The sequence below is a fragment of the Pseudomonas mandelii genome (assembly GCF_900106065.1).
GTDB lineage: Bacteria > Pseudomonadota > Gammaproteobacteria > Pseudomonadales > Pseudomonadaceae > Aquipseudomonas > Aquipseudomonas mandelii.
The window spans coordinates 4,636,286-4,655,587 of the sequence record NZ_LT629796.1 but is presented as its reverse complement, the minus strand read 5'-3'; the positions used below and the strand labels follow the sequence as shown (position 1 = coordinate 4,655,587).

Annotated in this window: 12 protein-coding genes and 1 other RNA gene; 6 read left to right on the top strand and 7 right to left on the bottom strand. The window is 60.2% G+C overall.

The genetic code is table 11. The features are described from left to right. Nucleotides 1–135: 135 nt before the first annotated feature. Entirely contained in the window at nt 136–885 is a 750-nt protein-coding gene (locus BLU63_RS21510; RefSeq protein WP_083376171.1) for a substrate-binding periplasmic protein, read from the top strand. Nucleotides 886–1,026: 141 nt separating this feature from the next. Here BLU63_RS21510 and BLU63_RS21505 read toward each other — a convergent pair whose 3' ends face one another. Next, nucleotides 1,027–2,727: a putative bifunctional diguanylate cyclase/phosphodiesterase gene (locus BLU63_RS21505; protein ID WP_083376170.1), complete on the bottom strand. Its 1,701-nt coding sequence runs from the start codon at nt 2,725–2,727 to the stop codon at nt 1,027–1,029. Nucleotides 2,728–3,030: 303 nt separating this feature from the next. Here BLU63_RS21505 and BLU63_RS21500 point away from each other — a divergent pair, with 303 nt between their 5' ends. Continuing rightward, nucleotides 3,031–3,345 (top strand): helix-turn-helix domain-containing protein, encoded by a 315-nt coding sequence (locus BLU63_RS21500; protein WP_010456454.1) that lies wholly within the window; start codon nt 3,031–3,033, stop codon nt 3,343–3,345. 182 nt (nt 3,346–3,527) lie between these two features. Here BLU63_RS21500 and ffs read toward each other — a convergent pair. The 6 genes from ffs to BLU63_RS21470 form a co-directional block, all read right to left on the bottom strand. Next, nucleotides 3,528–3,624, bottom strand: an RNA gene (gene ffs / locus BLU63_RS21495) — signal recognition particle sRNA small type. Nucleotides 3,625–3,808: 184 nt separating this feature from the next. Next, entirely contained in the window at nt 3,809–4,975 is a 1,167-nt protein-coding gene (locus tag BLU63_RS21490) for a zinc-binding metallopeptidase family protein (RefSeq protein WP_077748206.1), read from the bottom strand. Between the two features lie 168 nt (nt 4,976–5,143). Next, a complete protein-coding gene (ligA, locus tag BLU63_RS21485; RefSeq protein WP_083376169.1) occupies nt 5,144–7,501 on the bottom strand; it encodes an NAD-dependent DNA ligase LigA in 2,358 nt (785 codons plus the stop codon). 91 nt (nt 7,502–7,592) lie between these two features. Further along, nucleotides 7,593–8,447, bottom strand: coding sequence for a cell division protein ZipA (zipA, locus tag BLU63_RS21480; RefSeq protein WP_010456461.1), 855 nt, complete (start codon nt 8,445–8,447; stop codon nt 7,593–7,595). Between the two features lie 258 nt (nt 8,448–8,705). Beyond that, nucleotides 8,706–12,194, bottom strand: coding sequence for a chromosome segregation protein SMC (gene smc / locus BLU63_RS21475; protein ID WP_083376168.1), 3,489 nt, complete (start codon nt 12,192–12,194; stop codon nt 8,706–8,708). A 2-nt stretch (nt 12,195–12,196) separates the two neighbouring features. Further along, entirely contained in the window at nt 12,197–12,856 is a 660-nt protein-coding gene (locus BLU63_RS21470; RefSeq protein ID WP_010456464.1) for a GntR family transcriptional regulator, read from the bottom strand. Nucleotides 12,857–13,122: 266 nt separating this feature from the next. Between BLU63_RS21470 and xdhA the strand changes: the two genes are divergently transcribed. The 4 genes from xdhA (at nt 13,123) to guaD (ending at nt 19,243) form a co-directional block, all read left to right on the top strand. Further along, nucleotides 13,123–14,577 carry a xanthine dehydrogenase small subunit gene (gene xdhA, locus BLU63_RS21465; RefSeq protein WP_010456467.1) on the top strand — a complete coding sequence of 485 codons (1,455 nt, stop codon included), beginning with the start codon at nt 13,123–13,125 and terminating at the stop codon, nt 14,575–14,577. Next, complete coding sequence (xdhB, locus tag BLU63_RS21460) at nt 14,570–16,969, top strand: xanthine dehydrogenase molybdopterin binding subunit (protein WP_083376167.1); 2,400 nt, start codon at nt 14,570–14,572, stop codon at nt 16,967–16,969. Before xdhA ends, xdhB begins: the two co-directional genes overlap by 8 nt. Before the next feature lie 115 nt (nt 16,970–17,084). Next, nucleotides 17,085–17,930 carry a xanthine dehydrogenase accessory protein XdhC gene (gene xdhC / locus BLU63_RS21455; RefSeq protein WP_077748203.1) on the top strand — a complete coding sequence of 282 codons (846 nt, stop codon included), beginning with the start codon at nt 17,085–17,087 and terminating at the stop codon, nt 17,928–17,930. Between the two features lie 8 nt (nt 17,931–17,938). Continuing rightward, nucleotides 17,939–19,243 carry a guanine deaminase gene (gene guaD, locus BLU63_RS21450; RefSeq protein WP_010456473.1) on the top strand — a complete coding sequence of 435 codons (1,305 nt, stop codon included), beginning with the start codon at nt 17,939–17,941 and terminating at the stop codon, nt 19,241–19,243. Nucleotides 19,244–19,302: the final 59 nt, after the last annotated feature.

Genomic DNA, 19,302 nt, shown 5'->3' with positions numbered 1-19,302 from the left:
TCGCAACGAAGGAACAGAAGCGGCTAATGCTAGCGGAGCAAGGCCAAAATTGCATCCGGTGCGCTCGTCTAATCTGGCTAAGATGCACTTTGGGGGGCTTTTATCGGCTCAGGTTTGCGACGTACCGGAGCGTTTATGCGTTTTGCCTTGGGGGCACTGCTGTGGATAAGTCTGAGCGTCGCCGCCGCCGAAGCGCCGCTGCGTTTTGTGGTGCCCGACAGTTGGGCGATGCCGATGGTGCAACTGGAACGCGGGCAAGTGACCCAGGGCATCCTGTATGACGTGATGCTCAGCCTGGCGACCCAGGTCGGCTTGCCGGCCGAATTTCATGTGTTGCCCCGGGCGCGAGTGCAAAGCGCCATGGAACACGGCGAGGTCGATATCCGCTGCTATGCCGCGCAGTCCTGGCTGCCGAATCAGTCCGGCGACTACCTCTGGAGCATTCCCCTCTGGTTTCAGCGCGACATGCTGATCAGCCGGCAGGATCCGCAGCCTTTGGTGGTGCCTGCGAACTTGTCGCGGCAAGCCATCGGCACCGTGCTCGGCTACTCCTACCCCACCTTGCAACCGCTGTTCAATGCCGACCGTTTGCACCGCGAAGACGCGCGCAACCAGGAACAAGTGCTGGAAAAACTCCACGCCGGGCGCTATCGCTATGCCGTGAGCAATCAATGGACACTGGACTGGTTCAATCAGCGCCTGTTACCCGACAAGCAACTCAAAGGCGTGGCGGTGCTGGAAGAACAGAGCGTCGGCTGCTACGTGCGCAATGACCCCAAGGTGCCGGTGCAACGCATACTGCGCACGTTGCTGCGGATGAAAATGTCGGGGGAGATTGATGACATTATCCGACTTTATATCGGTTCGGGGCCTGGCACACTTTAAGCAAATCCTCTGATCAACACGAAACCTGTGGGAGCGAGCCTGCTCGCGATAGCGGTTTGCCATTCAACACTGATGGCGACTGCCAGATTGCTATCGCGAGCAGGCTCGCTCCTACAGTGGATAAGTGTCGATTACAGAACTTCAGCCAACCTGATCCAGCGCTTGCCATTGCGGCGGAGCGACGAACCCCGCGACCCAACCCGGCACGTCGGCGGGGGGCATTGGCCGGGCGATGAAATAGCCTTGAGCCACTTCACACCCCAGTCGCAACAGCAACTCACCGTGCTCGATACTTTGCAGTCCTTCAGCAATCACCTGCCGGCCAAACGCCCGGGCCAGACCGATCACCGCCGTGGCCAGCGCCAGATCATCGCGATCGTCCAGAATGTCACGCACAAACGACTTATCGATCTTGATGGTTTGGGTGCGCAATCGCTTGAGGTAGCTCAGCGACGAATAGCCAGTGCCGAAGTCGCCCAGTGAAAACTGCACCCCCAGCGCCTGACAGGCCTGCAAACAGTCGCTGACGTGCTGGATATTCTCGACCGCCACCGACTCGACAATTTCCAGGTCGAGCATCTGCGGCGCGATGTCGGCATGCCGGGCGAGGACGTGCCTGAGCCGGTCGACGAAATCCGCGCGCTGAAAATGCCGTGCCGCGATATTAATGCTGATCGGCCAGCCCTGCCCCGCCTGCTGCCAGTGGTGCAACTGCGTCAGCACCTGATCCATCACCCATTCACCGATGTCGACGATCAGGTCCGTCTCTTCCACAAACGGCAAAAACTCCCGGGCCGGCACCATGCCGTTTTGCGGGTGCTCCCAGCGCAACAGCGCCTCGAAGCCGACCACCACGCCAAGGCGCATGTTGACCTTGGGCTGGAAATGCAGACGCAACTCATCGGCGGCCAGCGCCTGGCGCACGCGCTCTACCGTCTGGTGAGTGGCCTTGACCTCCTGATCCCTGGACACGTCGAACAGATGGAATCGGTTGCGCCCGCGCTGCTTGGCCACGTACATGGCTTGATCGGCGTGACGCAGCAGGGTTTCGGCATCTTCATGGTCGAGTGGGAACAGCGTAACGCCGATGCTGGCGAACACATTGATGTCCTTGCCGTGCAAGGTATACGGCGCCGAAATCGCCCCCAGCACCCGGTTCAGCGCCGCGCGCAACTCCGGCAGATCCCGCACGTAACGCAACACCAGCACGAACTCGTCACCGGCCAACCGCGCCACGACATCTTCGCCGCGCACGATGTGGCGCAAACGCTTGGCCACTTCAACCAATAATTGATCGCCACTGGCGTGACCGTAGCCATCGTTGACCGCCTTGAACCCGTCAAGGTCGAGCATGCACACGGCGAGCGGGATGTTTTCCTTTCGGGAGAACTCCAGCGCCTGATCCAGCAGATCCGAGAGGAACGCGCGATTGGGCAGCCCGGTCAGCACGTCGTGCCCGACCCGCCATTGCAGGGAATGCAACAACTGGCGTTTTTCGCTGATATCGAAACGAATCGACAGGTATCGGTCGACCCGTCCGGTGTCGTCATTGAGCACGGGCACCATGGTGCTTTCGACCCAGTACAGGCTGCCATCCTTGGCGCGATTGCAGATTTCGCCCTTCCAGACGTTGCCCAGCGCGATGGTGCGCCACATACCGGCGAAGAAATCAGCGGTGTGCACGCCGGAGTTGAGGAGACGGTGGTTCTGCCCGAGCAACTCGTCGCGGCTATAACCGGACACGGCGCAGAACTGATCATTGACGTGGGTGATCCGGCCGCTCAGGTCCGTCTCGGAAAAAATGGCGGCGGCATCCACGGCCCTGCGGTATTTCTCATCCATGAATCAGGCTCGCTGTCGCTAGCGGTGGGACTGCGCAAACACGTGTTCACTCCATGACCCGCATTTGATGACCGCGCAGAACCGAAGATCGGCTAGTCTCAAAAACCTCGTGCAAGGCCGGCAAAGGAGCGCAATGCTGGCGGTTTGGCGTTGCCCATTTTCTGGAAACAGATCACCAATCACCCCTTATTGGCGGCGATTCTACGAAACGCATCACATTTTGCAAAGCAAGGTGATGGATCATGCGGTTGTCTAATGCGAAAATCTATCGTTAAGTTCTTGATTCTAAATGGGAATTGAGCGATGCAAATTTCAAGTTTGGGTCCGGCCATCCGACGCTACCGCAAGGTCGCGGGGCTTACTCAGGCTGAACTCGGCGAAAAAACCGGTTTTGACCCCAAAACCATCAGCCGCTTTGAAACCGGAACCTATACCCCCAGCGTCGAAGCCTTGTTCTTGCTTGCCGACGTGCTGGACGTAAAGCTGAAAGCCTTTTTCGCCGATATGGGTGATGAAGATGAACAGCGGGCGTATCTGTTCGGTGTCATCCATAAAGCCACCCCGAAGGATCTGGGAAAGCTGATCGCAGCGGTTGACCAGGCCTTGTCCAAGCCTTAGTGGCGGAAATGAAAAAGGAGGCCGACGTGTCTGATACGACACATCGGCCTCCTTTTTTATATTCATTCTAAAAATCAGGAACGACAAAAAACCGCCTGGATCAAGGGCCATGGCAGCAACACACACTAAGTATTTTCAGACAGAAAACGCGAGAGAGGGCTCGCGGTGCGTTATGGAGGCAACCCCACCAGCCACACCCCGGCACACAATGTTCCCGCTGTGGCTGCTTCCTTCCGGATCTGACCAGGTTCACGGGTAATCGTTGCGGGGGGACCGATGGGGTCACCATAACGACGCTCACCTGACGGCGAGCCGCGCCATTGTACCTATCTGGGACGAAGTTACAACCGTTCGGGGGGATTAAAAAATATGTGCTGGTTCAAGGACATGCAAAGTCTGCAGAACACCGTAGTCATGTAGCAGCTATCGAGCTTGCGAGGCTGCTGCAAGTGAATGCAGGCGGCTACAGGTCTTGCAACACCTCATCCGCCCTGCCGCCCTCCTGCTGGATCACCAGATGGATGAAGTGCAGTTTGGCGATAACCGCGGGTGGCAGGACGAACGGATAGAAATCCGGCTGCCCCATGCTCCGCGACAGCTCGTTGAGCATGCCGGCCAGTTCGATCCATGCGTTGACGAACGACAGGAACGCCGCGCCGCCGGGATGCTGTGGATCGTAGAGCGTGTCGAGCGGGAATGGCTGGTAGTCGAAATCCATCTCGCGCGCGCTCATGCCAAACCCCAGCGCCGTGTCCACCGCGTCCATCATGTGCAGGTAATGCGCCCAGGTTTCCGCCCAGTCTTCCCATGGATGCATGGTGGCGTAGGCGCTGACACATTGCTGCTGCCAGTCGAGCGGTGCGCCTTGCTGATAATGGCGTTCGAGGGCGTCGGCGTAGCTGAGACGCTCGTCGCCGAACAGGTTGCGGAACGGTTCCAGCCAATGACTGTTGGCGATCAGCCGGTCCCAGTAGTAATGCCCGACTTCATGACGAAAATGCCCGAGCAGCGTGCGATAAGGCTCGTGCATTTGCACCCGGACCTTTTCGCGGTGGGCGTCATCGGCTTCCTTGATATCGAGGGTGATCAGGCCATTGGCATGCCCCGTGGTCGGCGGTTTGCCTTCCAGGTCAACACCGATGAAATCGAAGGCGAGACCGGTCTGTTCGTCGACGCTTTTGGGAATCACCTGCAATCCCAGGCTGATCAACTGCGCGACCAGACGCCGCTTGGCGGTTTCGACCTGACGCCAGCGTTCGTGGTTTTCGGCAATTGACAGGTCAGGGATGGTGCGATTCAGGCTACAGGCGATGCACAGCGCATCGTGGTCATTGGCGGCCAGCAGCCAATTACACGCAGCCGGGGAATCGAGGTTGGCGCAGCGCCGGAACAGGCCGGCTTCGGGGTCGGCGTCAAGCAACCAGGTATCCGCCAGCACACCCGGTTGCAGCGAGGACAGGCGACTCTGCTCCGGCTGATAGCCCAACGCTGCCGAACAGGCCAGGCACTGGCTGTTACGAAAGAAAAGCGACTGCCCGCAGCGGCACTGCCAGACCTTGCTGTTGCGCGAACTTCCACCCATGAAGGGCGCGGCGATGCGTGAGCTGAGCTGTTCGAAGAAGCGGTACATGGCGATCTCTCCCTGAGGCTTGCCAAGACTAGATCATTCCCCAGCGAGGATCGTTCCGTTTTCTGTGGCGAGGGAGCTTGCTCCCGCTGGGCTGCGAAGCGGTCCCCGAAGTCTTGGCGACTGCTGCGCAGTCGAACGGGAGCAAGCTCCCTCGCCACAGGTTGAGTGTCAGATCGGTATGCCGTGTTTTTTCAGGAAATCGACAAACGCCTCTTCATCTAGCACTTTCAGTCCCAATTCATTGGCCTTGGCCAACTTCGAACCGGCACCCGGCCCGGCCACCACGCAATGGGTCTTGGCCGACACCGAACCGGCCACCTTGGCCCCGAGGCTTTCGAGTTTGTCCTTGGCGATATCACGGCTCATCAATTCCAGCGAACCGGTCAGCACCCAGGTCTGCCCAGCCAGCGGCAGGCCTTCGACGACTTTTTTCTCGCTCTGCCAATGCATGCCGAAATCACGCAACTGCTGTTCAGCCGCCTCAGCTATCTGACGGTTTTCAGCAACCGCGAAAAACGCTCGAACCGAATTCGCCTGCTTCTCCGGCAAGGCCTGGCGCATGTCCAGCCAATCGGCGTTCATGACCGATTCCAGCGAACCAAACTTGTCCGCCAGCTTCTGCGCCCCGCCCGGCCCGACCGACGGAATGTTCAGCTTGTCGAGGAAACCGCCCAGCGTCGTGCTGGCAGCAAATTCGGCCCCCAGCTCGCCCTGATCCTGAATCTGCAGGCCGTGCTCGAGCAACTTCGCAATAACCTGCTGGTTATGCGCATCTTCAAAGAAGCTGTGAATCTCGTGAGCCACTTCCAGGCCGACATCCGGCAAGTACGTGAGCACTTGCGGCAACGCCTGCTGAACCCGCTCCAGTGAGCCGAGAGAGCGCGCCAGGACCTTGGCCGTCTCTTCGCCGACGTCAGGAATACCGAGGGCATAGATGAACCGTGCCAGGCTCGGTGTCTTGCTGTCCTTGATCGCGGCGAGCAGTTTATTGCTCGACAGCTCGGCAAAGCCTTCGAGATCGACAATGTCCTCGAACTTCAAGGCATACAGATCGGCGGGAGAACTCACCAGCCCCTCATCGACCAATTGCTCGACGCTCTTGTCGCCCAGACCTTCAATGTCCATCGCACGACGGGAGACGAAGTGAATGATCGCCTGCTTGAGTTGCGCACCGCAGGCCAGACGACCGACACAGCGGTAAACCGCCCCTTCGCTGACGGTCTCGCGACCCTTGCTGCGCTTGACCAGCTGCGTGCGCTCGACATGCGAGCCGCACACCGGGCACTGCTGCGGAATCTGTACCGGACGCGCGTCGTCCGGACGGCGATCCATGATCACTTGCACCACTTGCGGAATCACGTCGCCCGCGCGGCGGATGATCACGGTGTCGCCGATCATCAGGCCCAGGCGAGCCACTTCGTCCATGTTGTGCAACGTCGCATTGGCCACGGTGACACCGGCGACCTTGACCGGCCTCAAGCGCGCCACGGGCGTCACGGCACCGGTGCGGCCGACCTGGAATTCGACGTCGAGCAGTTCGGTGAGCTCTTCCATGGCCGGGAATTTGTGGGCAATTGCCCAACGCGGTTCGCGCGCGCGAAAACCGAGCTCACGCTGGGACGCGATGCTGTTGACCTTGAACACCACGCCATCGATTTCATAGGCCAGGCCGTTGCGGCGCTCACCGATGTCGCGGTAGTAATCCAGGCATTCATCAATGCCGTGCGCCAGTTTCAGCTCGCGACTGATCGGCAGGCCCCAGGTCTGCAGCTGCTTGAGATTACCGATGTGCGTATCGGCGATATCCGCCGAAATCTGGCCGATACCGTAGCAGCAGAACTCCAGCGGACGGTTGGCGGTGATCTTCGAATCCAGCTGCCGCAAGCTGCCCGCCGCCGCGTTGCGCGGGTTGGCGAAGGTCTTGCCGCCGACCTCCAGCTGCGTGGCGTTCAGGCGCTCGAAACCGGCCTTGGACATGAACACTTCGCCGCGCACTTCCAGGGTCGCCGGCCAGCCGGTTCCCTGTAGCTTCAGCGGGATGTTGCGCACGGTGCGCACGTTGACGCTGATGTCTTCGCCGGTGGTGCCGTCGCCGCGCGTCGCACCGCGCACCAACATACCATCCTGATAAAGCAGGCTGACCGCCAGGCCATCGAGCTTGGGTTCGCAGCTGTATTCCACCGCCGCGCCGCCGCCAAACAGGTCGCCGGCCGGCAAGTCGAGACCTTCCGTTACCCGGCGATCGAACTCGCGCATGTCGCTTTCTTCGAAGGCGTTGCCGAGGCTGAGCATCGGCACTTCGTGGCGTACCTGGGTGAACGCCGACAGCGCCGCGCTGCCGACGCGCTGGGTCGGCGAGTCGCTGGTGACCAGCTCGGGATGGGCGGCTTCAAGGGCCTTGAGTTCATGGAACAAACGATCGTATTCGACGTCCGGAACGCTTGGCTCGTCCAGTACGTGGTAACGGTAGTTGTGCTGATCCAGCTCAGCGCGCAGCTCGAGAATGCGGGTTTTGGCGGCGGTCATGGGTGTTCTCTCATAAAGCAAAAGAGCAGCCGAGGCTGCTCAATCTATTTTGCTGATCGTCCCGCGCACCGCGCGGGGACAACCTTTTGAATCAACGCTTCTGGGTCAGGGCGCGACGTTCGAATTCGACGATGCGCTGACGGTAATGCTCGATCGTCTGGGCGGTCAGCACGCTGCGCTGGTCGTCTTTCAGTTCGCCGTTCAGCTCCTGGGACAATTTGCGCGCCGCGGCCACCATCACGTCGAAGGCTTGCTTCGGATGACGCGGGCCTGGCAGGCCGAGGAAGAAGCTCACCGCCGGCGTGCTGAAGTGGTCGATGTCGTCCAGATCGAAGACGCCCGGCTTGACCGCATTGGCCATGGAGAACAACACCTCACCGTTGCCGGCCATGCTCTCGTGACGGTGGAAAATATCCATTTCGCCGAAACGCAGACCGCTCTCCAGAATGTTCTGCAACAACGCCGGGCCCTTGAAGCCGGCAGCGTCACGGCAGATCACGCTGATCACCAGCACTTCTTCGGCTTGCGGTTGTTCCTTGTCGCTGACCGACGGCGAGGACTTGGTGTCATCCGGGAAGTCGTCGTCACGGCTGCTGAAGCTCGGGCCGCCGTCCAGGTCCAGGCTGAGGTTCATGTCGCCCTGGGAAGGCTCGCCATGGCCACGCTTGCCGCGCTTGGAACCCGATTCACGCGGTTCACGGGCAGGCATGCTCACCGACGGCAGATCATGCTCGTCCAGTTGCGGTTCCTTATGCGTGTCCAGCACGCGGGGCGGGCCCAACAGCTCGGCGCTGGTGTCCTCGTCCGGCAGGTTGGACAAACTTCGGTCAAGACGGAATTTCAGTTTTCCCTTGCCGCCGCGCATGCGACGCCAGCCATCGAAAAGAATACCGGCAATGACAATAATGCCGATGACGATCAGCCACTCGCGCAGACCGATTTCCATGTAATCCCGTGCCTCTATAAAAAATGCTGAAAAATAAGGGGTTTACAACTCGTAAACCGCTTTAAAACGTGGCGCCAACTCTATGTTCTGACAGGCGTTTTGCCCACGTATACGAAAAATTGACATTAAACTAGCACGACCAAAGGCAACTTTACACCGTCTGTCACAATGGCTCGCGCGAATATGTCGATTGGCCAGCAAGTCAAGACAGGTAAAAAAGTCCTATAGACCAAAAATACTTGCCCTACAAGCACCGGCTCAGGCCTCCACCATCGCCATCGCCTCCTCGACATCCACTGCCACCAGACGCGAACAACCCGGTTCGTGCATCGTTACACCCATCAGTTGATCGGCCATTTCCATGGCGATCTTGTTGTGGGTGATGTAGATGAACTGAACCGTCTGCGACATCTCTTTGACCAACCGTGCGTAGCGTCCAACGTTCGCGTCGTCCAGCGGCGCGTCAACTTCATCGAGCATGCAGAACGGTGCCGGATTCAACTTGAAGATCGCAAAAACCAGGGCCAATGCGGTCAGGGCTTTTTCGCCACCGGAGAGCAAATGGATGGTGCTGTTCTTCTTTCCTGGCGGCTGCGCCATGATCGTTACCCCTGTATCGAGTAGATCTTCGCCCGTCAGTTCCAAATACGCGCGCCCTCCACCGAAAACTTTTGGGAAAAGGGCCTGTAATCCGCCATTGATCTGATCAAAGGTATCTTTGAAGCGGTTTCGGGTTTCCTTGTCGATCTTGCGAATCACGTTTTCCAGAGTGTCCAGCGCTTCCACCAGATCGTCGTTCTGCGCATCCAGATAACGTTTACGCTCGGATTGTTGCTGGTATTCGTCGATGGCCGCCAGGTTGATCGCACCGAGGCGCTGAATGCGCGCGGCAATGCGTTCGAGTTCTTCTTCAGCGTCTTTCTCGCTGGCCTCGGCGGTCAGCGTGGCGAGCACGCCATGCAGGTCGTAGCCATCCTCAAGCAACTGATCTTCGAGGGTCTTGCGTCGCACAGTCAGGGCTTGCCATTCCATGCGCTGGGTTTCCATCTGACCACGGATCAACTGCGATTGCTGCTCGGCCTGGTTGCGTCGTTTTTCCGCATCACGCAATTCACGGTCAGCGTCTTCCAGAGCGATCTGAGCCGACTTCATTTCTTCGTCGACCGTCATGCGCTTATCGAGCAACTCTTCGAGTTTCAGGCGCAGCTCTTCCAGCGGTGCCTCGCCCTCCTCCAGATTGAGGCTCAGCTGTTCGCGTTTCTCGGTCAGGCGCTCGGACTGCATCTCCAGGCGTTCCAGCGCCTGACGCGTCGAGTCATGTTGCGCCTTGAGCGAGCCGAGGCGTACCGCCAACTGATGGGCGTGATCCTTGTGTTGCCGGGCTTCCTGACGCACGCGATCGAGTCGCTCGCGCAGGCTGTCGCGCTGGGCCAGCAGCAACTCGCGCTGCTCGGTGTCCAGCGCCATGGCGTCGAGGGCTTCCTGCAATTGCAGGCGCGCTTCGCCGATGTTTTCGTGCTCCAGCGCCCGTTGCTCGGCCAACTCGGTGAGTTCTTCATCGAGGCGGGTTCGACGCAACGTCAGCTGCTCAACCTTGGCCTTGCCGGCCGACAACTGAGCTTTCAATTCGCCTTGCTGACGCGCTTCGTCTTGCAGCAAACGGCGCAAATGTTCGCGACCGTTTTCCTGCTGGCGCTGCTGCGCCCTGAGCGTCTGAAGTTGGGTTTCCAGGGTTTCGACCGTGGCCTCGCGCTCTTCGCGCTCGATGCTCAGACGCTGGATTTCCTGCCCACGGGCGAGCACGCCGCTTTCCGCTTCGCTGGCCCGGCGAACACGTAGAAAGTGTCGGCCAACCCAATAGCCGTCGCGACTGATCAAGCTCTGGCCGACACTTAGCTGACTGCGCAGGGCCAACGCTTGCTCAAGATTCTCAACCGGTTTGACCTGTCCCAGCCAGGGCGACAGATCGATCTGCGCTTCAACCTTGTCAAGCAGGCTGCCCGGTACGCGCACGCCATCACTGGCCGGGCTGAGCAAACGCAAATCGCCTTGGGCAAAACCGGCCAGATCGAAATCGCCGAAGTCGTCCACCAGCACCGCTTGCAGGTCGGCACCGAGCACGGTTTCCACCGCCAGCTCCCAACCCGCCTCGACTTTCAGTCCTTCGGCCAGACGCGGGCGGTCCGCCAGGTGCTGTTCGCGCAGCCATTGCGCGGTGCCGGTGCCCGGATCGAGCGCGGCTTGCTGCAAGGCTTCAAGGGACGCAAGGCGACCGTTGAGGCGCTGCAAATCACCCTGGGCCTGCTGCTGATTTTGCAGCGCTAATTGCAATTCCTGACGCAGTTGCTCAAGGCGTTCGACCTGGGCCTCTTCGCTGGCCTGTAAATCTTCAAGCGTCGCCTCGCTCGCGGCCAGTTGCTCACTGAGCTCCATGATCGCCGCATCTTCCGGGTCCGCCGAGAGGAACGCGCGCTCTTCGCCAAGTCGCTTCTGGCGATCGGCCAGACGCTCCATGCTGGTTTCGAGTTGCTGAATGCGTGACTGCTGGACCTCGGACTGGCGACGCGGCTCGGCGGCCGTGAGGTTGAAGGTGTCCCACTGCTCCTGCCAGCCGTGCATGGTGGTTTCGGATTCTTCCAGCGCAGCGGCGGCTTCTTCGGCGGCGGCGCTGGTGACTTCCTGCTCCGGCGTGAGCATGTCCAGCTCTTCACCGAGGGTCAGCAGCAAGGTGCGGTCGTGGCCGAGGTGAGATTCGGTTTCCAGTCGCGCACGCTCGGCTTCTTTAAGATCATCCTGCAACTGCCGCAAACGCTGCTGACCATGCTGGATGCTCTGCTCGACCCGGGCGATGTCGCCGCCGACCGAATAGAAGCGTCCCTGCACCAGATTGAAGCGCTCGGACAGATCATGGTGCCCGTCACGCAAGCGCTCGATGGCCGCATCGGCGTTGCGCTGTTCAGCGACCAACGCTTCGAACGTGACTTCCTGATTGCCAATGACTGCTTCGCGCTGCCCGACCTGTTCGTTCAAAGCCTGCCAGCGCAGGGCCGACAGCTGGGCCTTGAGCTGACGCTCCTCGCCTTTGTATTCCTGATACTTCTTGGCGGCCTCGGCCTGGCGATGCAAACGCTCCAGCTGACGCTCGAGTTCTTCACGCAAATCGGTCAGGCGGGCCAGGTTTTCATGGGTGCGACGGATACGGTTTTCGGTCTCGCGCCGACGCTCCTTGTACTTGGAGATGCCCGCCGCTTCTTCGATGAAGTTGCGCAGGTCTTCGGGCTTGGACTCGATCAGCTTGGAGATCATCCCCTGCTCGATGATCGAATAGCTGCGAGGGCCCAGGCCTGTGCCCAGAAAGATGTCGGTGATATCACGACGACGGCATTTGGTGCCGTTGAGGTAGTAGGTGGTCTGGCTGTCGCGGGTCACTTTGCGGCGAATGGAAATTTCCGCATAGGCGGCGTATTCGCCAAGCAGCGTGCCGTCGGAGTTATCGAACACCAGCTCGATACTCGCCTGACTCACGGGCTTACGGCTGGTCGAACCGTTGAAGATGACGTCGGTCATCGACTCGCCACGGAGGTTCTTCGCCGAACTTTCGCCCATCACCCAGCGAACGGCGTCGATGATGTTCGACTTGCCGCAGCCATTGGGCCCTACCACGGCCGCCATGTTGCTGGGGAAGTTCACGGTGGTCGGGTCGACGAAGGATTTGAACCCGGCCAGTTTTATGCACTTGAGCCGCACGCTTAAGCGTCCGTCAGGGCAGAAACCACCAGATCGCAACTGCGCTGGGCATAGGCCGTCAGCACTTCGCGGATCAGCGGAAAGTCACGGGCCAGCACGGCGGCCAGCAAACGTTCGAACAACTCCAGGAACTCGCTCATCGACGCCTTGCGCTGGTCCAGGGCGAGGAAATACGCACGGCTCATCGCCGGTTGCAGGTTCTCGACGGTTTCCTGCAAGTACGGATTGTTGGCAAACGGGTACGCGGCGCGCATCACATTGAAGCTGTCGTCGACGAAGGTGCGGATGTCCTGACGCTCATAGCTGGCGGCCAGGCGCTGCTGGATCTGCACGAACGGCGCCATGTCAGACTGGACCTGCCAGCCTTTGGCGACGGCGTTGCCGAGCAAGATGTACAGCTCGCTCATCAGCGTGCACAGGCTCTGCACCTTGTGTGCGGTGAGTTCGGTAACGTGGGCACCGCGGCGCGGCAGGATCGCGATCAGGTGGCGGCGCTCGAGGATCAGCAAGGCTTCGCGGACCGAACCGCGGCTGACATTGAGGGCCAGCGTGACCTTCTGTTCCTGGATGCGCTCCCCGGGCTTCATTTCGCCACGAATGATGCGTTCGGCGAGGTGGTGAGCAATTTGCTCGGCGAGGCTGTCCGGCGCCTTGAACGTCATGGTTGTCCTTCAAACTCTTCGATCTGCACAAGCGGCGCAGTGTAGCGCACATGAAGGGTCATGGCGGAGTGCCCACTCAGCGGTTTTTGGCACGAATCAAGCAAAAAGCAGGCTAACCCGCGAGGGTCAATAATGAAGGAACGAGTCGTTGATCGACAAAATGGCGTTTCCTGACCTTTAAGTCAGAAAATCATTGACCGCAAAGTCAGACCTGATAAATTCGGTCCAAGTCGGTTAACAACAATAATGAGTCTGCGAGGCCTTCCGTGATCCAGTTTTTACTTAACCAGGAACTCCGTAGCGAGCACGCCCTGGACCCAAACCTGACCGTGCTCAATTATCTGCGCGACCATGTGGGCAAACCCGGCACCAAAGAAGGCTGCGCCAGCGGTGACTGCGGCGCCTGTACCGTGGTGGTCGGCGAGCTGCAAACGGATGACGATGGCCGCGAATACATTCGCTATCGCAGCCTCAACTCGTGCCTGACGTTCGTGTCGTCATTGCACGGTAAACAACTGATCAGCGTCGAAGACCTCAAGCACCAGGGCGAGCTGCACAGCGTGCAGAAAGCCATGGTCGAGTGCCACGGCTCGCAATGCGGCTTCTGCACCCCGGGCTTCGTGATGTCGCTGTTCGCGCTGCAAAAGAACAGCGATCAGCCCGACGCCCACAAGGCCCACGAAGCGCTGGCCGGCAACCTCTGCCGCTGCACCGGCTATCGACCGATTCTGGCCGCCGCCGAACAATCCTGCTGCGGCAAGCAAGCGGATCAGTTCGATGCACGCGAAGCCGATACCATCGCCCGCCTTAAAGCCATCGCCCCTACCGACATCGGCGAACTCAACAGTGGCGACAAGCGCTGCCTGGTGCCGCTGACCGTGGCCGATCTGGCCGACCTCTACGATGCTTATCCACAGGCCCGGCTGCTGGCCGGCGGTACGGATCTGGCATTGGAAGTCACCCAATTCCATCGCACGTTGCCAGTGATGATCTACGTCGGCAACGTCGCCGAAATGAAGCGCATCGAGCGCTTCGATGATCGTCTGGAAATCGGCGCCGCCACCGCCCTCTCCGATTGCTACGAAGCCTTGAAAGCCGAATACCCGGACTTCGGCGAATTGCTGCAACGCTTCGCCTCCTTGCAGATCCGCAACCAGGGCACCCTCGGCGGCAACATCGGCAACGCCTCGCCGATTGGAGACTCGCCACCGCTGCTGATTGCCTTGGGGGCGCAGATCGTTTTGTGCAAAGGCGAAACCCGTCGCACCCTGGCGCTGGAAGATTACTTCATCGATTACCGGGTCACCGCGCGCCAGGAAAGCGAGTTCATCGAGAAGATCATCGTGCCGCGTGCCAGCGCCGAACAATTGTTCCGCGCCTACAAAGTGTCGAAACGTCTGGACGATGATATTTCCGCTGTTTGCGCCGCGTTCAACCTGCGTATCGACAACGGCGTGATCGCCGACGCCCGCGTGGCGTTCGGCGGCATGGCCGCGATTCCGAAACGTGCGAATAACTGCGAAACCGTGTTGCTCGGCGCGCCGTTCAATCACGCCACCGTCGAACGCGCCTGCGCCGCACTGGCCGAAGATTTCACGCCGCTCTCGGACTTCCGCGCCAGCAAGGAATATCGCCTGCTCAGCGCGCAGAACCTGCTGCGCAAATACTTCATCGAACTGCAAACGCCGCACATCGAGACTCGGGTGACCGCTTATGTCTAACCATCACGCCGTAGAGAAGACCCAGGCCGAACTGGCTGAACTGTTCGCCAAGGACCTGACCACCGGTGTCGGCCGCAGCGTCAAGCACGACAGCGCCGCCAAACATGTGTCCGGGGAAGCGCAGTACATCGACGACCGTCTGGAATTTCCGAACCAGCTGCACGTTTACGCACGCCTCTCGGACCGCGCCCACGCGAAAATCATCAGCATCGACACCACGCCCTGCTACGCTTTCGAAGGCGTGCGCATCGCCATCACCCACAAAGACGTGCCAGGCCTGAAAGACATCGGCCCATTGCTGCCGGGCGATCCATTGCTGGCCATCGACGATGTGCAATTCGTCGGTCAACCCGTACTGGCCGTTGCCGCAAAAGACCTGGAAACCGCACGCAAAGCCGCCATGGCGGCGATCATCGAATACGAAGATCTCGAGCCGGTGCTGGACGTGGTCGAAGCCCTGCGCAAACGCCACTTTGTGCTCGACAGCCACACCCATCAGCGCGGCGATTCGGCCGGCGCATTGGCGACTGCCGAACACCGCATTCAAGGCACGCTGCACATCGGCGGCCAGGAACACTTCTACCTCGAAACCCAGATCTCGTCGGTGATGCCGACCGAAGACGGCGGGATGATCGTCTACTGCTCGACCCAGAACCCCACCGAAGTGCAGAAACTGGTGGCTGAAGTGCTGGACGTGTCGATGAACAAAATCGTCGTCGACATGCGCCGCATGGGCGGTGGTTTCGGCGGCAAGGAAACCCAGGCTGCGAGCCCGGCGTGCCTGTGCGCAGTCATCGCCCACCTCACCGGCCAGCCGACCAAGATGCGCCTGCCGCGGGTCGAAGACATGTTGATGACCGGCAAGCGTCACCCGTTCTACGTCGAGTACGACGTCGGCTTCGACAGCACCGGTCGCCTGCACGGCATCGCCCTGGAACTGGCCGGCAACTGCGGTTGCTCGCCGGACCTCTCGGCGTCGATTGTCGACCGCGCGATGTTCCATGCCGACAACTCGTACTACCTGGGCGATGCGACCATCAACGGTCACCGCTGCAAGACCAACACCGCGTCGAACACCGCATACCGTGGCTTCGGTGGCCCGCAAGGCATGGTCGCCATCGAAGAAGTGATGGACGCGATTGCCCGCCATCTGGGCCTCGATCCGCTGGCAGTGCGCAAGGCCAACTACTACGGCAAGACTGAGCGCAACGTCACCCATTACTACCAGACCGTCGAGCACAACATGCTCGAGGAAATGACCGCCGAACTGGAAGAAAGCAGCCAGTACGCCGAACGCCGCGAAGCGATTCGTCGCTACAACGCCAACAGCCCGATCCTGAAAAAAGGCCTGGCGCTGACCCCGGTGAAATTCGGCATTTCCTTCACCGCCAGCTTCCTCAACCAGGCCGGTGCGCTGATCCACGTCTACACCGATGGCAGCATCCACCTGAACCATGGCGGCACGGAAATGGGCCAGGGTTTGAACACCAAGGTGGCGCAAGTCGTAGCCGAAGTGTTCCAGGTGGAAATGGACCGCGTGCAGATCACCGCGACCAACACCGACAAGGTGCCGAACACCTCGCCGACCGCTGCCTCCAGCGGTGCCGACCTCAACGGTAAAGCCGCACAGAACGCCGCGGAAATCATCAAGAAACGCCTGATCGAATTTGCCGCCCGGCAGTACAAGGTCAGCGAAGAAGACGTGGAGTTCCACAACGGTCACGTGCGGGTTCGTGATCACATCCTGACCTTCGAAGCGCTGATCCAGCAGGCGTATTTCGCCCAGGTGTCGCTGTCGAGCACCGGCTTCTACAAGACCCCGAAAATCTTCTACGACCGCAGTCAGGCCCGTGGTCGACCGTTCTATTACTACGCCTTCGGTGCAGCCTGTTGCGAGGTGATCATCGACACCCTGACCGGCGAGTACAAAATGCTGCGCACCGACATCCTCCACGACGTCGGCGACTCGCTGAACCCGGCCATCGACATCGGCCAGGTCGAGGGCGGTTTCATCCAAGGCATGGGCTGGCTGACCATGGAAGAACTGGTGTGGAACAACAAAGGCAAACTGATGACCAACGGCCCGGCCAGCTACAAGATCCCGGCCGTGGCCGACATGCCGCTGGACCTTCGGGTGAAGCTGGTGGAAAACCGCAAGAACCCGGAAGACACGGTGTTCCATTCCAAAGCTGTGGGCGAGCCGCCGTTCATGTTGGGTATCGCATCGTGGTGTGCGATCAAGGACGCCGTGGCCAGTCTGGGCGACTACAAGCATCAACCGAAAATCGACGCACCGGCGACTCCGGAGCGGGTGTTGTGGGGCTGTGAACAGATGCGGCAGTTGAAGGCGGCGAAGGCCGTTGAGGCTGAAGCCGAGTTGGCTTCGCTCTAGACCGAGGCGCGCCCTTCGCGAGCAGGCTCGCTCCCACAGTTGATCGCATTCCCCTGTAGGAGTGGGCTTGCCCGCGAAGAGTCCCGAACAGACAACAAAGATGTCGAGGTGAAACATGTACAACTGGATCGACGCCCTCGCCGACCTGCAATCCCAGGGTGAACCCTGCGTGCTGGTGACCATCATCGAAGAGCTCGGCTCGACGCCGCGCAATGCCGGATCGAAAATGGTCATCAGCGCCACCCAGGCCTACGACACCATCGGTGGCGGGCACCTGGAATACAAGGCCATGCAGATCGGCCGCGAGATGCTGGCCAGCGGCAAGCAGGACACGCACCTGGAGCGCTTCAGCCTCGGCGCCAGCCTCGGCCAGTGCTGCGGCGGCGTGACCGTGCTGCTGTTCGAACCGATGGGCCAGGTCCAGGCGCAAATCGCTGTGTTCGGCGCCGGCCATGTCGGCCGGGCGCTGGTGCCGCTGCTCGCCAGCCTGCCCTGCCGGGTGCGCTGGATCGATTCGCGGGAAGCGGAATTCCCCGAGCAGATCCCCCACGGCGTGCGCAAAATCGTCGCCGAAGAACCGGTGGATGAAATCGACAATCTGCCCGCCGGCAGCTACTGCATCGTCATGACCCACAACCACCAGCTCGATCTCGAACTCACCGCCGCGATCCTCAAGCGCAACGACTTCGCCTACTTCGGCCTGATCGGTTCGAAGACAAAACGGGTGAAGTTCGAACACCGCCTGCGGGACCGTGGTTTCGACAGCGCCGTGCTGCAACGCATGCGCTGCCCGATGGGCATCGGCGAAGTCAAAGGCAAGTTGCCTGTGGAAATCGCCATCTCCATCGCCGGCGAAATCATCGCCACCTATAACGCCAGTTTCGGCCAGCAAACTGCCAGCGCCGGATCATCGATCGCCAAACTGCTGCCTGCATCACGCCGCAGCCAAGCCTCCCACTGAGAAAGCTCATGCCTCTGACTCGCAAAGCCTACCGCGCCGCCATCCTGCACAGCATCGCCGACCCCGCCGAAGTGGGCATCGAAGCCTCGTATGAGTATTTCGAAGACGGCCTGCTGGTGGTCGATAACGGCCAGATAAGCGCCCTTGGTCACGCCAGCGACTTGCTGCCGACCCTGCCCGCCGATATCGAGATCACTCATTACCAGGACGCGCTGATCACCCCGGGTTTCATCGACACTCACATTCATTTACCGCAAACCGGCATGGTCGGCGCTTACGGCGAGCAGCTGCTGGACTGGCTCAACACTTACACCTTCCCGTGTGAAAGCCAGTTCGCTGACAAGACTCACGCTGATGAAGTCGCGGACATTTTCATCAAGGAACTGCTGCGTAACGGCACCACCACGGCGCTGGTGTTCGGCAGCGTCCACCCGCAATCGGTGAACTCGTTTTTTGAAGCCGCCGAGCAGCTGGACCTGCGGATGATCGCCGGCAAGGTGATGATGGACCGCAACGCCCCGGACTACCTGACCGATACCGCCGAATCCAGCTACGTGGAAAGCAAGGCGCTGATTGAGCGCTGGCATGGTAAGGGCCGCCTGCATTACGCGGTGACCCCGCGCTTCGCCCCCACCAGCACCCCGGAACAACTGACCCTCGCCGGCCAGTTGCTCAGCGAGTACCCCGACCTGTACATGCAGACCCACATCAGCGAAAACCTCAAGGAAATCGAGTGGGTCAAGGAACTGTTCCCCGAGCGCAAGGGCTACCTCGACGTTTACGACCACTACCAATTGCTCGGCGAGCGCTCGGTATTCGCCCACGGCGTGCACCTGTGCGATGACGAGTGCGCGCGGCTGGCGCAGACGGGTTCGGCGATTGCTTTCTGCCCGACCTCGAACTTCTTCCTCGGCAGCGGCCTGTTCAATTTGCCGATGGCCGAGAAGCACAAACTCAATGTCGGCCTGGGCACCGACGTGGGCGGCGGCACCAGTTTCTCGCTGCTGCAAACGTTGAACGAAGCCTACAAGGTCATGCAGCTGCAAGGTGCGCGCCTGAGTCCGTTCAAATCGCTGTACCTGGCGACCCTGGGCGGTGCGCGTGCGCTGCGCCTGGAAGACAAGATCGGCACGCTGAATCCGGGCACCGACGCGGACTTCCTGGTGCTGGACTACAACGCCACGCCGCTGCTGAGCTATCGCTTGAAGCAGGCCAATAACATTGCCGAGACGTTGTTTGTATTGATGACGCTGGGGGATGACCGGACTGTGCTGCAGACCTATGCGGCGGGGAATCAGGTGCATCAGCGCTAAGCTATTCCGGGCATAAAAAATCCCCCGCAATCGATGGTTGCGGGGGATTTTTTTATTGC

Bases quoted from the DNA above. Each gene is read 5' to 3' on its own strand.
- ligA (WP_083376169.1), bottom strand. From the start codon at position 7,501: ATGACCGCCGCCAAAACCCGCATTCTCGAGCTGCGCGCTGAGCTGGAT.
- guaD (WP_010456473.1), top strand. From the start codon at position 17,939: ATGCCTCTGACTCGCAAAGCCTACCGCGCCGCCATCCTGCACAGCATC.
- BLU63_RS21510 (WP_083376171.1), top strand. From the start codon at position 136: ATGCGTTTTGCCTTGGGGGCACTGCTGTGGATAAGTCTGAGCGTCGCC.
- BLU63_RS21470 (WP_010456464.1), bottom strand. From the start codon at position 12,856: ATGACGTTCAAGGCGCCGGACAGCCTCGCCGAGCAAATTGCTCACCAC.
- xdhB (WP_083376167.1), top strand. From the start codon at position 14,570: ATGTCTAACCATCACGCCGTAGAGAAGACCCAGGCCGAACTGGCTGAA.
- BLU63_RS21505 (WP_083376170.1), bottom strand. From the start codon at position 2,727: ATGGATGAGAAATACCGCAGGGCCGTGGATGCCGCCGCCATTTTTTCC.
- xdhC (WP_077748203.1), top strand. From the start codon at position 17,085: ATGTACAACTGGATCGACGCCCTCGCCGACCTGCAATCCCAGGGTGAA.
- BLU63_RS21490 (WP_077748206.1), bottom strand. From the start codon at position 4,975: ATGTACCGCTTCTTCGAACAGCTCAGCTCACGCATCGCCGCGCCCTTC.
- BLU63_RS21500 (WP_010456454.1), top strand. From the start codon at position 3,031: ATGCAAATTTCAAGTTTGGGTCCGGCCATCCGACGCTACCGCAAGGTC.
- zipA (WP_010456461.1), bottom strand. From the start codon at position 8,447: ATGGAAATCGGTCTGCGCGAGTGGCTGATCGTCATCGGCATTATTGTC.